The organism is Pseudomonas ovata, from assembly GCF_003131185.1.
GTDB lineage: Bacteria > Pseudomonadota > Gammaproteobacteria > Pseudomonadales > Pseudomonadaceae > Aquipseudomonas > Aquipseudomonas ovata.
In genome coordinates, this window is sequence record NZ_QFFU01000015.1 from 85,307 (window position 1) to 103,458 (window position 18,152).

The 18,152-nt window shown below is 65.8% G+C and carries 15 protein-coding genes; 5 read left to right on the forward strand and 10 right to left on the reverse strand.

Annotated elements, in window-relative coordinates; genetic code table 11:
- Nucleotides 1–146 precede the first annotated feature (146 nt).
- The 3 genes from DGA31_RS19175 to DGA31_RS19185 all read left to right on the forward strand — a co-directional run bounded on the left by DGA31_RS19175 (nt 147) and on the right by DGA31_RS19185 (nt 2,942).
- Nucleotides 147–986 carry a TatD family hydrolase gene (locus DGA31_RS19175; RefSeq protein ID WP_109513619.1) on the forward strand — a complete coding sequence of 280 codons (840 nt, stop codon included), beginning with the start codon at nt 147–149 and terminating at the stop codon, nt 984–986.
- A 66-nt stretch (nt 987–1,052) separates the two neighbouring features.
- On the forward strand, nt 1,053–2,528 hold the full coding sequence (locus DGA31_RS19180; RefSeq protein WP_109513620.1) for a methyl-accepting chemotaxis protein: 1,476 nt from the start codon (nt 1,053–1,055) through the stop codon (nt 2,526–2,528).
- Between the two features lie 213 nt (nt 2,529–2,741).
- Nucleotides 2,742–2,942 carry a hypothetical protein gene (locus tag DGA31_RS19185; RefSeq protein WP_109513621.1) on the forward strand — a complete coding sequence of 67 codons (201 nt, stop codon included), beginning with the start codon at nt 2,742–2,744 and terminating at the stop codon, nt 2,940–2,942.
- Between the two features lie 272 nt (nt 2,943–3,214).
- Here the strand turns inward: DGA31_RS19185 and DGA31_RS19190 are convergent, their stop codons facing one another.
- The 6 genes from DGA31_RS19190 to DGA31_RS19215 form a co-directional block, all read right to left on the reverse strand.
- Complete coding sequence (locus DGA31_RS19190) at nt 3,215–4,012, reverse strand: acyl-CoA thioesterase (protein WP_109513622.1); 798 nt, start codon at nt 4,010–4,012, stop codon at nt 3,215–3,217.
- Nucleotides 4,013–4,110: 98 nt separating this feature from the next.
- Nucleotides 4,111–4,878 carry a CHAD domain-containing protein gene (locus DGA31_RS19195; RefSeq protein ID WP_109513623.1) on the reverse strand — a complete coding sequence of 256 codons (768 nt, stop codon included), beginning with the start codon at nt 4,876–4,878 and terminating at the stop codon, nt 4,111–4,113.
- Between the two features lie 17 nt (nt 4,879–4,895).
- Entirely contained in the window at nt 4,896–6,899 is a 2,004-nt protein-coding gene (locus DGA31_RS19200; RefSeq protein WP_109513643.1) for a transglutaminase TgpA family protein, read from the reverse strand.
- A 41-nt stretch (nt 6,900–6,940) separates the two neighbouring features.
- Nucleotides 6,941–7,897 (reverse strand): DUF58 domain-containing protein, encoded by a 957-nt coding sequence (locus DGA31_RS19205; protein ID WP_056837323.1) that lies wholly within the window; start codon nt 7,895–7,897, stop codon nt 6,941–6,943.
- Nucleotides 7,894–8,811 carry an AAA family ATPase gene (locus DGA31_RS19210; protein ID WP_109513624.1) on the reverse strand — a complete coding sequence of 306 codons (918 nt, stop codon included), beginning with the start codon at nt 8,809–8,811 and terminating at the stop codon, nt 7,894–7,896. Before DGA31_RS19210 ends, DGA31_RS19205 begins: the two co-directional genes overlap by 4 nt.
- 140 nt (nt 8,812–8,951) lie before the next feature.
- Nucleotides 8,952–9,230 carry a hypothetical protein gene (locus DGA31_RS19215; protein WP_056837319.1) on the reverse strand — a complete coding sequence of 93 codons (279 nt, stop codon included), beginning with the start codon at nt 9,228–9,230 and terminating at the stop codon, nt 8,952–8,954.
- 149 nt (nt 9,231–9,379) lie between these two features.
- On the opposite strand from DGA31_RS19215, the gene DGA31_RS19220 reads away from it, so the two are divergent.
- On the forward strand, nt 9,380–10,429 hold the full coding sequence (locus DGA31_RS19220; protein WP_109513625.1) for a patatin-like phospholipase family protein: 1,050 nt from the start codon (nt 9,380–9,382) through the stop codon (nt 10,427–10,429).
- 672 nt (nt 10,430–11,101) lie between these two features.
- On the forward strand, nt 11,102–11,560 hold the full coding sequence (locus tag DGA31_RS19225) for an REP-associated tyrosine transposase (RefSeq protein ID WP_109513626.1): 459 nt from the start codon (nt 11,102–11,104) through the stop codon (nt 11,558–11,560).
- A gap of 346 nt (nt 11,561–11,906) precedes the next feature.
- Here the strand turns inward: DGA31_RS19225 and DGA31_RS19230 are convergent, their stop codons facing one another.
- The 4 genes from DGA31_RS19230 to kdpB all read right to left on the reverse strand — a co-directional run bounded on the left by DGA31_RS19230 (nt 11,907) and on the right by kdpB (nt 18,147).
- On the reverse strand, nt 11,907–12,593 hold the full coding sequence (locus tag DGA31_RS19230; RefSeq protein ID WP_109513627.1) for a response regulator: 687 nt from the start codon (nt 12,591–12,593) through the stop codon (nt 11,907–11,909).
- Nucleotides 12,594–12,657: 64 nt separating this feature from the next.
- Nucleotides 12,658–15,312 (reverse strand): sensor histidine kinase, encoded by a 2,655-nt coding sequence (locus DGA31_RS19235; RefSeq protein ID WP_109513628.1) that lies wholly within the window; start codon nt 15,310–15,312, stop codon nt 12,658–12,660.
- A gap of 14 nt (nt 15,313–15,326) precedes the next feature.
- Nucleotides 15,327–15,878, reverse strand: a complete 552-nt coding sequence (gene kdpC / locus DGA31_RS19240; RefSeq protein ID WP_109513629.1) for a potassium-transporting ATPase subunit KdpC — start codon at nt 15,876–15,878, stop codon at nt 15,327–15,329.
- A gap of 217 nt (nt 15,879–16,095) precedes the next feature.
- A complete protein-coding gene (kdpB, locus tag DGA31_RS19245; protein WP_109513630.1) occupies nt 16,096–18,147 on the reverse strand; it encodes a potassium-transporting ATPase subunit KdpB in 2,052 nt (683 codons plus the stop codon).
- Nucleotides 18,148–18,152 lie beyond the last annotated feature (5 nt).

The window sequence follows — 18,152 nt, forward strand, 5'->3', positions numbered from 1 at the left end:
AAAAGGACCCTGGCGATGACGCCATGATCCCTTCAGGTGTTGCCAAAAGCGTTGAACCGTCGGGCTCAAGGGGTTGAATGCACAGCCTTTTCGGGTCGTTGCGCAGGCTCTGGTATGCTCGGACGCATTCAGCCAGAGGTAGCACCATGCAATTGATCGACATCGGCGTCAACCTGACCAACGCCAGCTTCGCAGCCGACCGACCGGCGGTGCTGCAGCGCGCGTACGCCGCCGGCGTCGCCCAGTTGGTGCTGACCGGCACCAGTCTGGCGTGCAGCGAAGAGAGCCTGAACCTGTGCCATGAGCTGGACGAAAGCGGCCAGCGGCTGTTCTCCACCGCCGGTGTACACCCGCATTCGGCCAGCGACTGGAACAGCGACAGCGAACGCACCTTGCAGGCCTTGCTGCAGCAGGACCGGGTGCGCGCCGTGGGTGAATGCGGGCTGGACTTCAACCGTGACTTCTCGCCACGCCCCCAGCAGGAACGCGTGCTGCACGCGCACCTGGCGCTGGCTGTGCAACTGCAACGGCCAGTGTTCCTGCATGAGCGCGACGCCGGCGAGCGCCTGCTGGACATCCTGCGCGACTACCGCGACCACCTGCCGGCCGCCGTGGTGCATTGCTTTACCGGTGAGCAGCAGACGCTGTACCGCTATTTGGACCTGGACCTGCACATCGGCATCACCGGCTGGATCTGCGATGAACGCCGGGGCAGCCATTTGCACCCGCTGATGCGCGACATTCCGCGCGGGCGCCTGATGCTGGAAAGCGACGCGCCCTGGCTGCTGCCGCGCAGCCTGCGACCCAAGCCGAAAAAAGGCCGCAACGAGCCGGCCTTCCTGACCGAAGTGCTGCGCGAAGTGGCCCTGCACCGGGGTGAACGCATCGAGGACCTGGCCCGCCACACCACTGACTGCGCCCGGGCGTTTTTCGGATTGCCGCAGTGGCCAGATGAAACATCTGGCGTTCTTGATCCAGATCAATAGCCGAGCCGAGAATTAAGGCAATGTGACATCACCTTGCCGATACCTCAGACGACTAGAAGACCACTCATGGGCTCATGGCTTAGCAACCTCTCCTTGAAGTACAAGTTCTGGGCCGTGAACACGGTCGCGTTCTTCACCACCCTGATGCTGGTGCTCTATGCCTTGCAACTGGAGCAACAGGGGCGCCAGGACACCGCCCGGCAGACGGCGCAAAGCCAGGCGCGTGTGCTGGCGGCATGGCCCGCCGCGCAGGCGCTGCCTGCCGACACCGACACCCTGGTCTACAGCGCCGGCACTAGCCCCCTGGTGGCCGGACAGCCAGTGCCGGCACTGGCCTCGGCACGCGGCTGGGTCGATCTGGATACGCCGCTCAAGGACCGCACCCTGTTCGGGGCCCAAGTCATCGAACGCACCGATGGCCAGCGCCTGGCGGTGCTGGCGTATGCCCCCACCTTCGGTCAACTGCTGCTGGAGCGCTTCACCCAGTACGCGCTGGCCGTGGGCGTGCTGATGGTGCTGATGCTGTGCGCCTCGCAGTTGCTGATCCGCTTTCTGCTCAGCCAGCTCAACGCCCTCAAGGATGTGATGCTGCATGTCGAGCGCAGTGGCGACCTGTCGGCCCGCGCGCCCCAGGGCAGCCAGGATGAAGTCGGGCAAATGGCCAATGCCTTCAACGCCATGCAGGCCGGCTATCAGCGGGTGGTCAATACCGTGTCGCAGACCGCCGCGCGCCTGGACGTCGGCGCCGCCAGCCTGGCTGCCGGCATGAGCGGGGTGCGCCAGGGCATGCTCGGCCAGCAGAGCGAGACCGACCAGGTGGCCACGGCCATCAACCAGATGTCGGCCACCGTCTATCACATCGCTCAGCACGCCGGCACCACCCGCGACCAGTCGCAGACCGCCGACACCCTGGCCGGCAGCGGCAAACAGGTGGTCGACCGTGTGCAGGTGTCGATTGCCGGGCTGTCCAGCGGCGTGCAGCAGACCGCACGGATGATCCAGCGCCTGGCTGAAGACAGCCAGAAGATCAATGGCGTGGTCAACGTGATCCACAGCATCGCCGAACAGACCAACCTGTTGGCCCTCAACGCCGCCATCGAGGCCGCGCGTGCCGGGGAAATGGGCCGTGGCTTTGCCGTGGTCGCCGACGAAGTGCGCAACCTGGCCAAGCGCGTGCAGGCGTCTACCGACGAGATCACCGGCATGATCACCGACCTGCAGGCCGGCACCCGCGATGCGGTGGACTTCATGCAGGACAGCTCGTACAAGGCCGATGAATGCGTGCAACAGGCCCAGGAAGCCGGCGAAGCGCTGGCGGCGATTGCCCAGGCGGTGGCGCAAATGCGCGAAAGCAACACGCAGATCGCCGTGGCGGCGCAGCAGCAAAGCCAGGTGGCCGAAGAAATGAACCGCGCCGTGGTCAGCATCCGCGACGTGACCGACCGCACCGTGTCGCAGACGCTCGACTCGGCCAGCACCAGCACCGATCTTGCGACCCTGGCCGGCGAACTGAACCGCTCGATCGGGCAGTTACGGCTCTGACGACAAGCGCTGGATCGCCCTTTATCCAAAATGACCTACTGACTTTATCAGGTATTGAATCCACCTCGGTTGCATTTCTGCGGCGCGACTGGGCTGGAGATGATCGGTCTATCAACCCGATAGCCAGGCTCGATTCGCAGGCCGGCAGGCGACGGCCTAGACTTCAATCATTGCTCCGCACGGGCGGACACATGCATTGGAGAGGACCGTCATATGCTCAAGCGAATTGCTGACTTGCACTGGCATGCCCCCGACGCCAGCCAACCGCACACCACCCTGCAATTGATCGCCGCGCCGATCCTTGTGCTGGGTACCCTATTGCTGGTCAATGGGCTGGTCTCGACCAGCCTGACCTCGATTGGCGTCGGCGTGATCGGCCTGGTGGCCGCCGTGGCCCTGCAGCGTCACCACTGATCCGCTCTAGGGTCTGTTGCCGTTTCATCACGGCCGCGCCGGCGCCCGTTTTGCCGCGAGGCAAGGCAGGAGCCGCGACGTTTGGTCATTCCAAATGAGTGGCGAGTAACGCAGTCTCGCGGCAAAACAGGCCCGGCCCTTCGGGTTGCGTGCCCAATCTCGCCATGCGGTGTTGGAGGACTTGAAAAGGGAGTGACCCTTTTCTGCGTCCTCCGCCTGGCCTGGCGAGATTGGGCCCAGCAACGCGGCTCGTGCTGAAACGGCAACAGACCCTAGCCAAACACCGTTACCGTCTGCCGGCTGATCGCGATCAGGGCGCCATCAGGCGCTCGCAGGGTCGCGGCACAATGACCATACCCATCGCGGGCATGTTCGATTTCGGCGCGGTAGCTGCACCAGTCATGAGTAGACAGCGCCGGCTGTGGGTGCACGAACTCGATGGTCCAGGTCAGCGAACTGGCAGGTGTCGGCTTGTTCACCCAGGTCAGCAGGCCGCTGGGCCAGGCATCGACCAGTGCCAGCACGTGGGCTTCACTCAACGCCTGCTGCTCGGCGTCGCGCAGGCGCACATACCCCCCGATTACCGGTGACGGACTGTTACTGAACGGCAGGCCACCCAGCGCCCACTTGACGTCCATATGCTGAAGAAAATCGGGCATCGCACCCTTGACGAATGGCAGGGTAAAGCTCTCAGCCAGTGGTTTGAGTTCACTGATCGGCACCGGCGGCTCATAACGGGCCACCGACTCGCGTGGCGCGCCAAAACTGCCCTGCACCAGGGCGCAGGTCTGGCCGTTCTGGGTGGCGCGTCCCAGCACCTGGGTCACCGCCGACCCTTCGCGCAGGATCTCGACCTCGAAACTCACCGCCACCTCCGGCGCCACCGGCCCGACGAAGGTGATCGCCAGCGAGCGAACAGGACGCTCAGCCGCCACCTGCGCGCGCATGGCCAGGTATTGCAAGGCCGCCACCAGGCCGCCAAAACTGGCCCGGCCCTGCCCCCAGTGCGCCGGAATCACGACCGAGCGCGGGTTATCGTTGACCGCAGCAATCAGCTCGGCAAAGTTCATGGTGGCTCCATAGGTCCAGGGATCGAAGTGCAACGATCTTACCGAGCCCGCTGAGCAGACCTTGAAGTCATAAACGCCATAACTGCGGCCAGAATGACTTATTTACCGAAACAGGCCTTGCCAAGCCGCTCCAGTGCCACTTCACCTTGTTGCTCAGCCTGCACGATGCCGATCTGCCAGCCGGCGATGCAGGGTGCCAGGTCCGCGTGTTGACCGGCCAGCGCCAGCCATTGCAGGTGGTCATGCCAATCGCCCAGCGCGCCCTGCGCCTGCTTGAGCCGGGCGTGCATACCCTTGGGTTGGTGACTCAATGCCGGGTAGGCCTCGGACGCATAGCGCACCCGCTTGATCAGCAGGCGCAGGCGATGGCGATCGTGCGCCGGGTCGGCCATGGCTTCGCGCAGCTTTTTCCACTGTTTGTCCATGCCCTTCTCGATGCGCTTGCGCAGTCCCTTGAGTTGCCCGCCGCGCTGCTGCTGGCGCAACGACGCCGGCAATTGTTCGAGGTGTTTGAGCAGGCTCTTGAGTTCGGGACTGCTGGCCACCGGCGGGCAGGCCTGTTCCAGGTACTGGTCGCGCGGCAGGGCCAGGTCATGCCAGCCCTGCTCGTGCAGGAACGCGCTGAGCACCTGCAGGTCGCGCAGCGGCGTGGTCAATTGCCCGACCTCGCGGGCGGCCTGTTCCAGCGCATCGACCCCGCCCAGCCCGCGCAAGGGTCGCAGCAGGCTGCGCAGCCGACGCACCGTGGTGCGCAAATCGTGCAAGGCTTCGCTGTCGGTCGAGACGGCCAGGCGCGCCTGGCAGGCCAACAGCTTGACTTCAAGCGCCAGAATTTCGGCAATCAGATGCCCCACCATCGATGACATGCAGTACTCCAATCAGTTTATGAATGTTTGTCCTTGATGGTCGGCAAGCGCCACGGCAAGTCGCGCCGCAGGTGTTTCAAGGCGCGGCGCAAGCCCTGCAACGACGTGCCGTCAGCGGCGTAGCGCAGCACCATGAACTGCGCGATGAACGCCTCGATGGCCTCGGCCTGCTGCGGCAGCGCCAGCATCGCGCGTGCACCGAAGGCCTGTGCGCCCTCGCCCGGCAAGCGCCGCAGTCCATGCCGCGCCAGCAAGCGTTCGAACGCATGAAACAGCCGAAGTTGCGCATCGTTTTCACGTTGCCAGGGTTTGAAGATCCACAGTGCCATCAAGGCCAGGGCCAACGCCAGCCCGGCCACGAAGGCCGGTGCCTGCCAACCGGCAAACCAGCGGTCCAGCACCTGCAATTGCTGCTGGCCCTGATAGCCCAGTACCCAGCGCTGCCAGCCGTAGTTGAGGTTATCCCAGCTCAGGCGCACCGCATTGATCCACGGCACATGCCGATAGCGCAGCGCCGACATGGGCGAATCCGCCAGAAACGCTTCATCGGCCGACAGCGCCTGCTCCAGGCCCTGCTCGATGCGTTGCGGGGCCACCGCAGCGGTGGGGTCGACGCTGCGCCAGCCCGTGCCCGGCTGCCAGTACTCGACCCAGGCATGTGCATCGAACTGGCGCACGGTCAGGTACTGGCCGTCAGGGTTGAACTCACCGCCCTGATACCCGGCCACCACCCGCGCCGGGATGCCGGCCGCGCGCAGTACAAAGACCATGGCGCCAGCGTAATGCGCGCAAAAGCCCTGGCGGCTGGTAAACAGAAAGTCATCGATACTGTCCGGCCCCAGGGTCGGCGGCTTGAGCGTGTAGTGAAATGGCTGCTCGGCGAACCAGCCCAGCAACGCCTCGGCCAAGCGGTCCGGTTGCGGGTAGCGGCGCTTGAGATCAGCCGCCCACTGCCGCGCCTCGGGGTTGCCACGCGCCGGCAATTGCAGCGCCTGGTGCTGGATGTTGTCAGTGAGCTGCGGGTCGCGCAGTGCCTCGGGCCAGGAGTGCGCCGCGTACAGCAGCGCCTGGCTGACCGGGCGGCGACGCTGCAAGCGAAAGTCGCTCATCAGGCGCACTTCATCCTGGCCGGTCTCGGCCACGTCCAGGCTCGGCAGCCAGGGCCGGCCGCTGGGTTCAAGCACGATGCTGTAGCGCAATGGCTCACCGCGCTTGCTCCATTGCGCCAGTTGCACCGACTGGCTGCGCCCTGACTGCGACCAACGCCGGCCATCGAACTGATCCAGGGTCAGGCTGCGCCAGTACAGCTGGCTGCGCGCCGGTGCAGGGCCTTCGAAGCTGGCGCGAAACACCAGCGCTGCCGAGCGGCTCAGCTCGGCCATGTCTCCCGGTGCCATGCTGTCGGACAGCCCGGTCACGCCCTTGTTGCTGGGTTGCGGCAACGACCAGAGCGGCTCCAGGCGCGGAAAGAACAGAAACATGATCAGCATCAGCGGCAGTGCCTGCAGCATCAGCTTGAGCGCCAGGCGCAGGGCCATCTCCGGCTTGCGGGCGACATCGACCTGTTGCAGGCCGATCAATGCTGCCAGCAAGGTGCCGATCGGCAGCAGGGTAAACAGCGCCCACAGCAGGCTGTCTTCGAACAGATAGCCCACCACCACGCAGAAAAAACCCAGGAAGATCAGCACCAGCGCATCCCGGCGCGTGTGCATTTCCAGCATCTTGAGAATGAACGCGGCGATCAACAGCGCCGCGCCCGCCTCCAGCCCCACCAGGCTGCCACGGGCCAGGTACACGCCACCGGCGGTGCCGACCAGCAGCCCGGCCTTGACCCAGGTGCCCGGCAACCGTGCGCGCATGCGGAAAATCTGGATGCGCCACAACGAGCACACCAGCCACAGCACCAGCAGCGGCGGCGGGATGTGCAGGGCAAAGGGCACGATGACCAGTGCCTGGGCCAGCAGCAGCCAGGTCAGGCAGATGCGCGGGATCGACTGGGCCAGGCGTGCCTGCTCACTCATTGAGGCGGCCTTGTCGGGCGGCGCTTTCAAGGTGTGTTCGCTCATCGCGCGGTTCCATGCAGGGCCAGCGCACGCAGGCACAGTTCGCGGTGCCCGTCGCCGCTGTCCATCGCCACCTCAAGACCGGGCAGGCGCAGGGCGAAGGGCTGCTGGCGCTGCGACAGCTCCAGCACCCAGTAACACAGCCGTGACAGGCGCTCCTCGATGTCACCGTCGAGCACCATGAAATCCAGGCACAGGTCATGCCCGCTCAGGTCGGTGAAATCCTTGACCAGCAGGCCCTGCCCGCGCGACCAGGCTTTCCAGTGCACGCGCCGGCGATTGTCACCGGGCTGGTAATGGCGCAGGCCCTGGTAGTCATCCACGCCCTGGCCACGGGTGGCCTGGCCGTCGTCCTCGGCATGCGGCTGCACCCCGGCCAGCAAGGGCATGTTGCCCGGCACGGGACGCGGGTAGATCAGCACGGTCTGCTCCAGGTCCAGCCAGGTCCAGGCGCGCAGGATGCCCAGCGGAAAAACGCTTTCGATGCGCAGGCGCGGTGCCCGCAACCAGCCGCGCACCTGAGCCGGACGGCTCAGTTCGACTTCGCGGTTGCCGGCAGCGCCGACGTCGTATTGCTGCATCTGCACCGCATCCCAGCCCACGCCAATGGCCTGGTGTGCGGTGCCGGTGCTTTCCAGGCGCAGGCGCAGCAACACCGATTCGCCGACAAACACCGCGCGCGTCGTACCGGCGCTGATCACCATGCCACTGAGGTTGCGATAGGTGTGCAGAATACCCAGCACGCCCACCGAGCCCAGCAGGAAAGTCAGGCCATAGGCCAGGCTGTTCTGGTAGTTGATCGCCACCAGCAGCATCAGCACCAGCACCAGCAGAAACACTGCACCGCTGCGGGTGGGCAGGATAAAGATGCGCCGGTGATCCAGGGTCACGCTGGCCGCCGGCGGAATACGCCGCACCAGCCAGCGCTGCCAGTGCGGCTTGAAGCGGCCGATCACAATACCGCCACGTCGCGCAGCAGCCCTTGCACCAGCGCACTGCCGCCATGCCCGGTGGGGTCGTTGCGGTCACGCAGGCGATGGCCGACCACCGCCGGCAGCACGGCCTGGACATCCTCGGGAATCACGTAGTCCCGTCCCAGCAACATCGCCCAGGCCCGGGCAGCCGCCAGGATCGCCAGGCTGGCCCGTGGCGACAGGCCATAGGCGAACTGCGGCTGGCTGCGCGTGGCATCGACCAGGCGCAGCACGTAGTCGACCAGCGGATCACTGACCCGCACCTGACGCGCCTGGGCCTGCAGCAACCCTAACTGGGCATGGTCGAGAATGGGCTTGATCTGCGGCAGCAACTGCCGGCGCGACTGGCCCAGGAGCAGCGCTTTTTCGGCCGCCCGCGCCGGGTAGCCCATCGAGATGCGCATCAGGAAGCGGTCAAGCTGCGATTCGGGCAAGGCAAAGGTGCCGCCGGAGCTGAACGGGTTCTGGGTGGCGATGACGAAAAACGGATCAGGCAGCAGCCGGGTGGCGCCCTCGATGGACACCTGCCCTTCTTCCATCGCCTCCAGCAAGGCGCTCTGGCTTTTGGGCGTGGCGCGGTTGATCTCGTCGGCCAGCACCAGTTCGGCGAAGATCGGCCCCGGATGAAAGGTGAACTGCCCGGTGTCGCGGTCGAACACCGAAGTGCCGAGGATGTCCCCCGGCAGCAGGTCAGAGGTGAATTGAATCCGTTGGTAGCTCAAGCCCAGGACCCGGGCCAGGGTGTGGCTGAGGGTGGTCTTGCCCATCCCCGGCAAGTCTTCGATCAGCAAGTGGCCGCCGGCCAGCAGGCAGGTCATGGCCTGGCGCACCTGCGTTTCCTTGCCCAGTACCACCTCATTGATCGCGCTCAGGCATGCATCCAGCTTGGTGCCCATAGAAAGCCTCTCCAGACGACGACTGATGGCCATTAATCGGCCACACGTATGAACACTGTAGTTTTAGCGTAGGCGTTTTCGTCAGAGAGGGCTTTGCAATTACAGCGCTTTGCATCGCGCCCGGCGTCAACGTGCGGTTTTCAGCGGCCGGCGCGCGACTCACGAATATAGAAGCGTGCCTTTTCGGCTTTTTCGGTGCAGCCTTCGAACGCTTCGAACTGTTGCTGGGTCTTGGCCCCGGTCAGCAGCGACAGCGCCTTGGAGTAGCTGACCGTACCGGCAAAGCCCTCGGCCTTGGCCAGGTCGAGCTCTTTCCAGGCGCTGTCGAGCTGGTTGCCGCAGCTGGCGCGATAGCTGGTCTTGCCAGCGCAGCCTGCAAGAACCACGATCATCAATGGCAGACAGATCCAGGCTTTCATGGGGTGTTTCCTCAAGGTAACGGGGGGATGTGCGCGTTGGACGATCCAGGACATCGAAAGTGCCTTGAGCGCCGGCGGCAAGCGTAACTGTTTTTTGCGCCTGGTTTTCTGGTATTGCAGGCTTCATTCATTCAACAAGGAACCGGCTGATGAGCAAACGAATAGCCCTAGTGCTGGGCTCAGGCGGTGCACGGGGTTACGCCCACATTGGCGTGATCGAAGAACTGGAACGACGTGGCTATGAGATTGCCTGCATCGCCGGTTGCTCCATGGGCGCGGTGGTCGGTGGCATTTATGCCGCTGGCAAGCTGGACCGCTACCGACAGTGGATCGAAAGCCTCGATTACCTGGACGTGCTGCGTCTGGTGGATGTGAGCTTTCGCCTGGGGGCCATTCGCGGCGAAAAGGTCTTTGGCCAGATTCGCGAGATCGTCGGCGAGATCAACATCGAAGACCTGGCCATTCCCTACACGGCCGTGGCCACCGACCTCACCAACCAGCAGGAAATCTGGTTCCAGGAGGGCTGCCTGCACCAGGCCATGCGCGCCTCGGCGGCGATCCCCAGCCTGTTCACTCCGGTTATGCAGAACGGGCGCATGCTGGTCGATGGCGGCCTGCTCAACCCCTTGCCCATCGTGCCGGTGGTGTCCAGCCACTGCGACCTGATCGTCGCGGTCAACCTCAACGCCACCCATGCCCAGCACTACAGCCTGCCGGTGATCGAACGCCCGCCGGCGGTCAAGAAGCGTTTCGACCTGCTGATCGACTCGCTGGGCGCCCGCCTGCCCTTTCGGCGCAAGCTGGAGACCGGTGAAACCGACGGGCCGTTGTTGCCCCAGGAGCAAGTGCAACCGGCCACTGCACCCCTGGCCAACCCCTGGCTGGGCGAACCCAGCGCCGACCCGCAGGGCCAGCAGTCTGCTGCCGCCCCGGAACGCCCCGGCGCACCGCGATCAGCCACGGGCTCGGTGATCATCGACAACGTCGGCCCCGCCTCGCTGCTGGACCTGATCAACCAGAGTTTTGAAGTGATGCAGACATCGCTGGCGCAATACAAGATCGCCGGCTACCCGCCGGACATCCTGATCAACGTGCCCAAGCGAGTGTGCCGGTTCTTCGAATTCTACAAGGCGCCGGAACTGATCGCCCTGGGCCGCGAGATCGCCTGCGATACGCTGGACCGGTATGAGGGCAAGTAGAGCGGTCGCCCGAGCGTTGCCCTGGAGTCAGGGCCTGACCCCCACCTGGGTTTAAGTGATGCAGCTGATGGGCTGATCTTGCCGGCCTCATCGCCGGCAAGCCGCCTCCCACCAGGTTGCGTCAGACACATATGCCGGCAACCACACAGATCATTGTGGGAGGCGGCTCTGCCGGCGATGGCCATGTGACAAACGCAGCCGTTGTACCGGCCCTGCGTGACTATCCGCTCTGGGAGGCTATCTGGGTTTAAGTGCGGCAGATGCGCAGACCTCACCGGCCTCATCGCCGGCAAGCCGCCTCCCACCGGATTGCGTCAGACACATATGCCGGCAACCACACAGATCACATTGTGGGAGGCGGCTTGCCGGCGATGGCCATGTGACAAACGCAGCCGCTGTACCGGCCTTGCGTGATTACCCGCCCTGGGAGGCTATCCGGGTTTAAGTGATTCAGCTGGGCCGCTGATCTCGCCGGCCTCATCGCCGGCAAGCCGCCTCCCACCGGATTGCGTCAGCCCCCTGTGCCGAGCACTGTCGTCGGATCGCAGTCCGGTGCCGAGCCTCCTCGCTTGATGAACGACCAGACACACCTTGATAAATCAAAACGGCACTGAAGCGCATGGCTGATCAGTAAATTTCCGTCTTCATGCACTCGCGAAAGGAAGACAGGGAATGTCGGATCCGTCACGTTCAAGCCAGCTTCGCAAGGGCCGGTACTCCAGTACCGGCCATATCTATCTGGTCACGACCACGACACTGCAAAGAGAACCGATCTTCAGCGACTGGCGACTTGGACGCCTGGTCGCTCGGGAATTGAACAGGGTTCAAGAGCAGGGCCTGGTCTGTTCACTGGCCTGGGTGGTCATGCCGGATCACTGGCACTGGCTGGTTGAGTTGCGCAGTGGCGCTTTGTCGGATGCGGTCAGGAGGGTCAAATCGAAAAGCGCCATTGCTGTGAACAAGGCCACCTCGCGACAAGGCCGGCTCTGGCAGGATGGTTTTCACGATAAGGCGGTACGTCGTGAAGAGGACCTTATAAAGTTTGCCCGTTATATCGTCGCCAATCCGATAAGGGCCGGCCTGGTCAACAGTGTCCGTGATTATCCGCTCTGGGATGCTATCTGGGTTTAAGTGCGGCAGATGCGCAGACCTCACCGGCCTCATCGCCGGCAAGCCTCTCACCGGATTGCGTCAGGACACTATGCCGGCAACCACACAAATCATTGTGGGAGGCGGCTTGCCGGCGATGGCCATGTGACAAACGCAGCCGCTGTACCGGCCTTGCGTGATTACCCGCCCTGGGAGGCTATCCGGGTTTAAGTGATTCAGCTGAGCCGCTGATCTCGCCGGCCTCATCGCCGGCAAGCCTCCCACCGGATTGCGTCAGACACATATGCCGGCAATCACACAGATCATTGTGGGAGGCGGCTTGCCGGCGATGGCGGCGGGACAGGCGCAGCAGATGTATCAGCCGGCCCTACTCCACCAACCGATACCCCACCCCCGCCTCGGTCACGATAAACCTCGGGGCGGTGGGGTCGTCGGCGAGTTTCTGGCGCAAGTGGCCGATGACGATGCGCAGGTAGTGGCTGTCGTGGGCGTGGGTGGGGCCCCAGATTTCGCGCAGCAAGTGCTGCTGGGTGATGACCCGGCCGGGGTACCGGGCCAGTTGCGCCAGCACCGCGTACTCCTTGCGGGTCAGGGCCACGTCCTGGCCGTCCAGTTGCACCCGGCGGGCGGCCAGATCAATGAGCAGCGGCCCCAGTTGCAACGCCACCTCCGGTAGCTGGCCCTCCGGGCGCTGGCGCAGCAGGGCCCGCACCCGGGCGAGGAATTCCTGGATGCCGAACGGCTTGGTCATGTAGTCGTTGGCGCCGGCGTCCAGCGCCTGGACTTTCTGCGCCTCGCTGGCGCGCACCGACAGCACCATGACCGGCACGCGCAACCATTCGCGCAAGTCACTCAGGACCTGCTGGCCGTCCATGTCCGGCAGCCCCAGGTCCAGCACGATCACATCCGGGCGGCTCAGCGCGGCCTGGTTCAGGCCTTCGGCACCGTCGGCCGCTTCCAGCACCTTGTAGCCCTGGGAGGCCAGGCTGATGCGCAGGAATTTACGAATCTGCGGTTCGTCGTCGATGATCAGGATGGTCGCGGTCTGGCTCATGCCTGCTGTTTTTCCTGTACGCCCAAAATGCCGCCCAGCCTACTCCAGATCATCGCCTGAGCCATCATTCGATCGCCTGCGGCGGCTGAGCCGGCAGCGGCAGGTGCAAGGTCATGCAGGTACCCTGTCCGCCTGCACCGTCGGTGACGCTGACCCGCCCACCATGGGCACCGACCATGCCCTGGCAGATGGCCAGGCCCAGCCCGGTGCCCTGCCCGCCACGATCACCACGGGCGGCGGTGTAGAACATGTCGAAAATCTTGCTGCGCTCGGCCTCGGGAATGCCCGGTCCCTGGTCACCGACCGCTAGGCACAGTTCGCCTTCGACCACCTGCGCCGCCACCGTCAGTGCCGCGCCGACCGGTGAAAAGCGCGCGGCGTTTTCCAGCACATTGACCAGCGCCTGCTCGATCAGCGCGGCGTGCACGTACAGCAACGGCAGCGGTTCGGCGACGTGCACCCGCACCTGCAACGGCGCCAGCACCGCACGCAGGCGGCTCAGCGCACTGCCGACGATGTCAGCTGGCGCCACCCAGTCGCGGGCCAGTTTCAGCGAGCCGTGGCCCAGGCGGGTCATGTCCAGCAGGTTCTGAATGTAGCGATCCAGGCGCTCGGCCTCATCACGGGTGCCTTCAAGCAGCTCATGCCGGTCAGCTTTTGAAAGCACCTCGTCCAGCGTCAGCAGGCTGTCGATACTGCCGCGCATGGCCGTCAGCGGCGTGCGCAGGTCGTGGGACACCGAGGCCAGCAAGGCGCTGCGCAACTGTTCGGTTTCGCCATGCAGGCGCGCCGCCTCCAAGTGCTCGGCCAGGCGTGCACGGGTCAGGGCCTGGGCCAGCGGCTGGCTCAGGGCGCTGAGCAGACGGCGGTGCTGGGCGGTGACTTCAGCGCCGGCCATGGGGCTGACGCCCAGCAGCGCCAGCGGCCCATCTTCGGCCGACAACGGCCACCACCACCAGCGCCCGGACGGCAAGGTGCCGGTGCCGTGGCCGGCGGCCTGGTCGTGTTGCCAGGCCCAGTCGGCGGCGGCCTGCTCCGGCTCGCTGAACACCAGCGGCCCGCCGACCTCGACTTGCCACCGGCCTTGATCCTGGCTATCGCGCCCCAGCAAACACAGTTGCAGGCCGTGCCAGCCTTCCAGGTACTGGCTGGCCACGCTGAGCACCGCCTGGCGGTCGGTGGCGGCTGTCAGTCGGCGTGACAGGTCGAGCAAGGCGCCGGTTTCTTCCTGGGTGTCACGCAAGGCCTGCAACTGGCGCCGCTGGCGCGCGGCCAATTGGCCGGTCAGGGTGGCCATGAGCAGGAAGAACACCAGGGTCAGCACGTCTTCTTCGCGCTGGATACTCAACGAAAAACTCGGTGCGATGAACAGGTAGTCGTAAGCCAGGAACGACGACACCGCGCACGCCAGCGCCGGCCCCATGCTGCTGCGCACCGCCACCAGCAGGACGGCCATCAGAAAGATCAGCGAGATATTCGGCAGCGCCAGCACTGAGCCCACGCCCCAGGCCACGGCACTGGCCAGCAGCGTGGCGGCCAGCGCCAGGCCATAATCGCGCCAGCGCGGTGCGGCCGGCGGCCGGGCCTGGACCTGCTCGGGCAGGGTCTGGCTGTCGAGCACGCTGATTTCCAGGCCGTGGGCCTCACGCAGCAGGCGCGGGGCCACGCCGCCGTTGAACAGACGCCGCCAGCTGCGGCGCCGCGACTGGCCGACCAGCACCACGCTGGCGCGGCGCTCCACGGCGTGCTGCAACAGGGTACGGGCCACTTCGCCGGCGCGCAGGCTGACCACTTCGCCGCCCAGCCGCTCGGCCAGTTGCTGGGCGCTTTGCAGCTCGCCACGGGCCTTTTCGCCCAGCCCCTGGCCGTCATCGACATGGACCAGGCTCCAGGGCAGGTGTCGACGCTCGGCCACCTGGCTGGCATGGCGCACCAGGCGCTCGGCCTGGGCATCGCCGTCGACCCCGACCAGCAAGCGCCCGCGCAAGGCCGGCGCGGCCTGACCTTGCTGGCGGTAGACCTGGGCCAGGTCGCTGTCAACCTGGGCGGCGGCGGTCTGCATCGCCAGCTCACGCAGGGCAGTCAGGTTGGTCTGGCTGAAAAAGGCATCAATGGCGGCGCGCGCCTGCTCGGGCACGTACACCTTGCCGTCGCGCAGGCGCTCCAGCAGCTCACGCGGCGGCAGGTCGATCAGCACCAGCTCGAAGGCCTCCTGCAGCACCCAGTCGGGCAGCGTCTCGCGCACCTGCACGCCGGTGATGCCGCGAATACGGTCGTTGAGGCTTTCCAGGTGCTGGACGTTGACCGTGGTGTACACGTCGATGCCGGCGGCCAGCAGCTCCTGCACGTCCTGCCAGCGCTTGGCGTGCCGGCTGCCGGGGGCGTTGCTGTGAGCCAGTTCGTCGACCAGCGCCAGCGCCGGGGCGGCGGCCAGCAAGCCGTCCAGGTCCATTTCTTCCAGGGTCATGCCTCGGTACTGGCTGCGCAACAGCGGTTGCTGGGCCAGGCCATTGAGCAGCAGCTCGGTTTCGGCGCGGCCGTGGGTTTCGACGATCCCGGCCAATACCCTGACGCCCTGGCGCAGTTGCCGGTGGGCGGCCTGGAGCATGGCGTAGGTCTTGCCCACGCCGGGGGCGGCGCCCAGAAAGACTTTCAGGCGGCCACGGCCATGGCGGGGCAGTTGCGCCAGCAAGGCATCGGCGCGGTTGGCATCACTCAAGGCAGGCTCCTAAATCAGGGATTGGCGGCATTCAGGCTCTGGTTCAGCGCCAGCACGTTCACCACCGGCGGTCCGAACAGCGGCCGCTCGGTGTGGGTCTCGATCAGCGCCTGCACCTGCTGCACCGGCAACTGGCGCGCAGCCGCCACGCGCGCAGCCTGCCAGTGGGCAGCGGTCGGTGGCAAGTGGGGGTCGAGACCGCTGGCCGAGGTGGTCAGCAAGGCCAGTGGCACCGGGCCCTGACCGGTCACCGCCAGTTGCTGCGCCTGGTCGCGAATGCGCTCGGCCAGCGCCGGGTTGCTCGGCGCCAGGTTGCTGGCCCCGCTGGCCACGGTGGCGAAGGCGGCCGCCGACGGCCGCGGCTGGAACCATTGTGCACCGGTGAATGGCTGGGCAATCAGTTGCGAGCCGCGCACGCGGCCCTGGGCATCGCGGATCAGGCTGCCATTGGCCTGATCGGCAAAGGCCAGTTGCGCCACACCGGTGACGGCCAGCGGGTAGGCGACACCGGTGACCAGGGTCAGCAGGGCCAATAGAGTCAGAGCCGGACGTAGAGAAGTTGACATGAGCAATTCCTGGTTGATGAAGGTTTGTAGGAGCGCGCTTGCCCGCGACCGAGTGCGCAGCGCTCGTAAAATCTCAGAAACGCCACAGACTTTTGCCTGTGAACACATTAAAAATCTGCGAAACCCCACAAATTTACGACTGCTTGCGCACTCGGTCGCGGGCAAGACGGATGGCCGCCCCCGCGCTCCTACGGTCAAGGGCTTGAGCAGGTATCGGTTACACCCACCCCACCCCCACCAGCAGCAGGTCGAGCAGCTTGATGCCGATGAACGGCACCACCAGCCCGCCCACGCCGTAGATCAGCAGGTTGCGGCGCAGCAGGTGCGCGGCGCTGGCGGCCTGCACGCGCACGCCGCGCAGGGCCAGCGGGATCAGCACCACGATGATCAGCGCGTTGAAGACAATGGCCGAGACGATGGCGCTCTGCGGGCTGTGCAGGCCCATCACGTTCAGGCTGCCCAGCTGCGGGTAGATGGCGGCGAACAGCGCCGGCAGCACGGCGAAATACTTGGCCACGTCGTTGGCGATGGAAAAGGTGGTCAAAGCGCCACGGGTCACCAGCAGTTCCTTGCCGACCCGCACCACGTCCAGCAGCTTGGTCGGATCGCTGTCCAGGTCGACCATGTTGGCGGCCTCGCGGGCGGCCTGGGTGCCGTCGTTCATCGCCACGCCCACGTCGGCCTGGGCCAGCGCCGGGGCATCGTTGGCGCCGTCGCCGCACATCGCCACCAGCCGGCCCTCGCCCTGCTCCTGGCGAATACGGTCGAGCTTGCGCTGCGGCGTGGCCTCGGCCAGCACGTCGTCCACCCCGGCCTCGGCGGCGATGGCCGCAGCGGTCAGCGGGTTGTCGCCGGTGACCATCACCGTGCGGATGCCCAGTTTGCGCAGTTCTTCAAAGCGCTCGCGAATGCCGGGCTTGACCACGTCCTTGAGGTGAATGGCGCCCAGCAGCCGGCCGGCGCCGCACACCAGCAAGGGCGTACCGCCGGTCTTGGCGATGCGCTCGATCTCACGCGCCAGCGGCACCGGCAGGTCGTCGCGCTGCAAACCGATAAACGCCAGCAACGAATCCACCGCGCCCTTACGGTATGCCTGGCCCTGGTAGTCGACGCCCGAGAGCCGCGTGTCAGCGCTGAACGGCACACCCGTCACCTCACTGGGTGCCGGCTCGGTCATGGGGTGCAGGTTTCGCAGGTACTCGACGATGGACTTGCCTTCGGCGGTGTCGTCGGTCAACGACGCCAGCAAGGCGCCCTGGCTCAACTGCTGCACGGTTACGCCGGGGGCGGCATACACCGCCGTGCAGCGGCGGTTGCCGAAGGTGATGGTGCCGGTCTTGTCCAGCAGCAGCACATGCACGTCCCCGGCTGCCTCCACGGCACGCCCGGACTTGGCGATCACGTTCAGGCGCACCAGGCGGTCCATGCCGGCGATGCCGATGGCCGACAGCAGGCCGCCGATGGTGGTCGGGATCAACGTGACCAGCAGCGCCACCAGAAACACCGGTGGCAGGCTGCCACCGGCAAAGCGGGCGAACGGCTGCAAGGTGATGACCACCAGCAGGAAGATCGCGGTCAGGCCGATCAGCAGGATGTCCAGCGCCACCTCGTTGGGGGTCTTCTGGCGCTTGGCGCCTTCGACCAGCGCGATCATGCGGTCCAGGGTCGACTCGCCGGGGTTGCTGTCGATGCGGATCAGCAGCCAGTCGGACACCAGCCGGGTGTTGCCGGTGACCGCCGAACGATCACCGCCGGACTCGCGGATCACCGGGGCCGACTCGCCGGTAATGGCCGCCTCGTTGACCGCCGCGATGCCTTCGATGACCTCGCCGTCGCCGGGGATCATTTCCCCGGCCTCGACCCGCACCACGTCGCCCTTGCGCAAATCGGCGGCATTGACCGTGCGGTAGCGGCCATCATCTTGGCGCAGTTGCGCCTGGAGCCCTTCGCTGCCGGCCTTGAGGCTGTCGGCGCGGGCCTTGCCGCGCCCTTCGGCCAAGGCCTCGGCGAAGTTGGCAAACAGCACGGTGAACCACAGCCACAAGGTGATCTGCACCGCCACAGCGGTGGGCACCTGCGGGTTGGGGATGGCGCACAACACAGTGGTCAGCAGCGCGCTCAGCGCCACCACCAGCATCACCGGCGAGCGCACCAGCTGGCGCGGGTCGAGCTTGACGAAGGCCTGCACCAGCGCCGGGCGCCACAGGCTGGCCAGCCCGGTGGCCGGGGCGGTGACGGGGGCAGCAGGGGTTGCAACGGACGTATTCATGGTTG

What these genes read in the sequence shown, in the direction of transcription:
- DGA31_RS19175 (WP_109513619.1), top strand. Translation starts at nt 147, where the DNA reads ATGCAATTGATCGACATCGGCGTCAACCTGACCAACGCCAGCTTCGCA.
- DGA31_RS19180 (WP_109513620.1), top strand. Translation starts at nt 1,053, where the DNA reads ATGGGCTCATGGCTTAGCAACCTCTCCTTGAAGTACAAGTTCTGGGCC.
- DGA31_RS19185 (WP_109513621.1), top strand. Translation starts at nt 2,742, where the DNA reads ATGCTCAAGCGAATTGCTGACTTGCACTGGCATGCCCCCGACGCCAGC.
- DGA31_RS19190 (WP_109513622.1), bottom strand. Translation starts at nt 4,012, where the DNA reads ATGAACTTTGCCGAGCTGATTGCTGCGGTCAACGATAACCCGCGCTCG.
- DGA31_RS19195 (WP_109513623.1), bottom strand. Translation starts at nt 4,878, where the DNA reads ATGTCATCGATGGTGGGGCATCTGATTGCCGAAATTCTGGCGCTTGAA.
- DGA31_RS19200 (WP_109513643.1), bottom strand. Translation starts at nt 6,899, where the DNA reads ATGAGTGAGCAGGCACGCCTGGCCCAGTCGATCCCGCGCATCTGCCTG.
- DGA31_RS19210 (WP_109513624.1), bottom strand. Translation starts at nt 8,811, where the DNA reads ATGGGCACCAAGCTGGATGCATGCCTGAGCGCGATCAATGAGGTGGTA.
- DGA31_RS19215 (WP_056837319.1), bottom strand. Translation starts at nt 9,230, where the DNA reads ATGAAAGCCTGGATCTGTCTGCCATTGATGATCGTGGTTCTTGCAGGC.
- DGA31_RS19220 (WP_109513625.1), top strand. Translation starts at nt 9,380, where the DNA reads ATGAGCAAACGAATAGCCCTAGTGCTGGGCTCAGGCGGTGCACGGGGT.
- DGA31_RS19225 (WP_109513626.1), top strand. Translation starts at nt 11,102, where the DNA reads ATGTCGGATCCGTCACGTTCAAGCCAGCTTCGCAAGGGCCGGTACTCC.
- DGA31_RS19230 (WP_109513627.1), bottom strand. Translation starts at nt 12,593, where the DNA reads ATGAGCCAGACCGCGACCATCCTGATCATCGACGACGAACCGCAGATT.
- kdpC (WP_109513629.1), bottom strand. Translation starts at nt 15,878, where the DNA reads ATGTCAACTTCTCTACGTCCGGCTCTGACTCTATTGGCCCTGCTGACC.
- kdpB (WP_109513630.1), bottom strand. Translation starts at nt 18,147, where the DNA reads ATGAATACGTCCGTTGCAACCCCTGCTGCCCCCGTCACCGCCCCGGCC.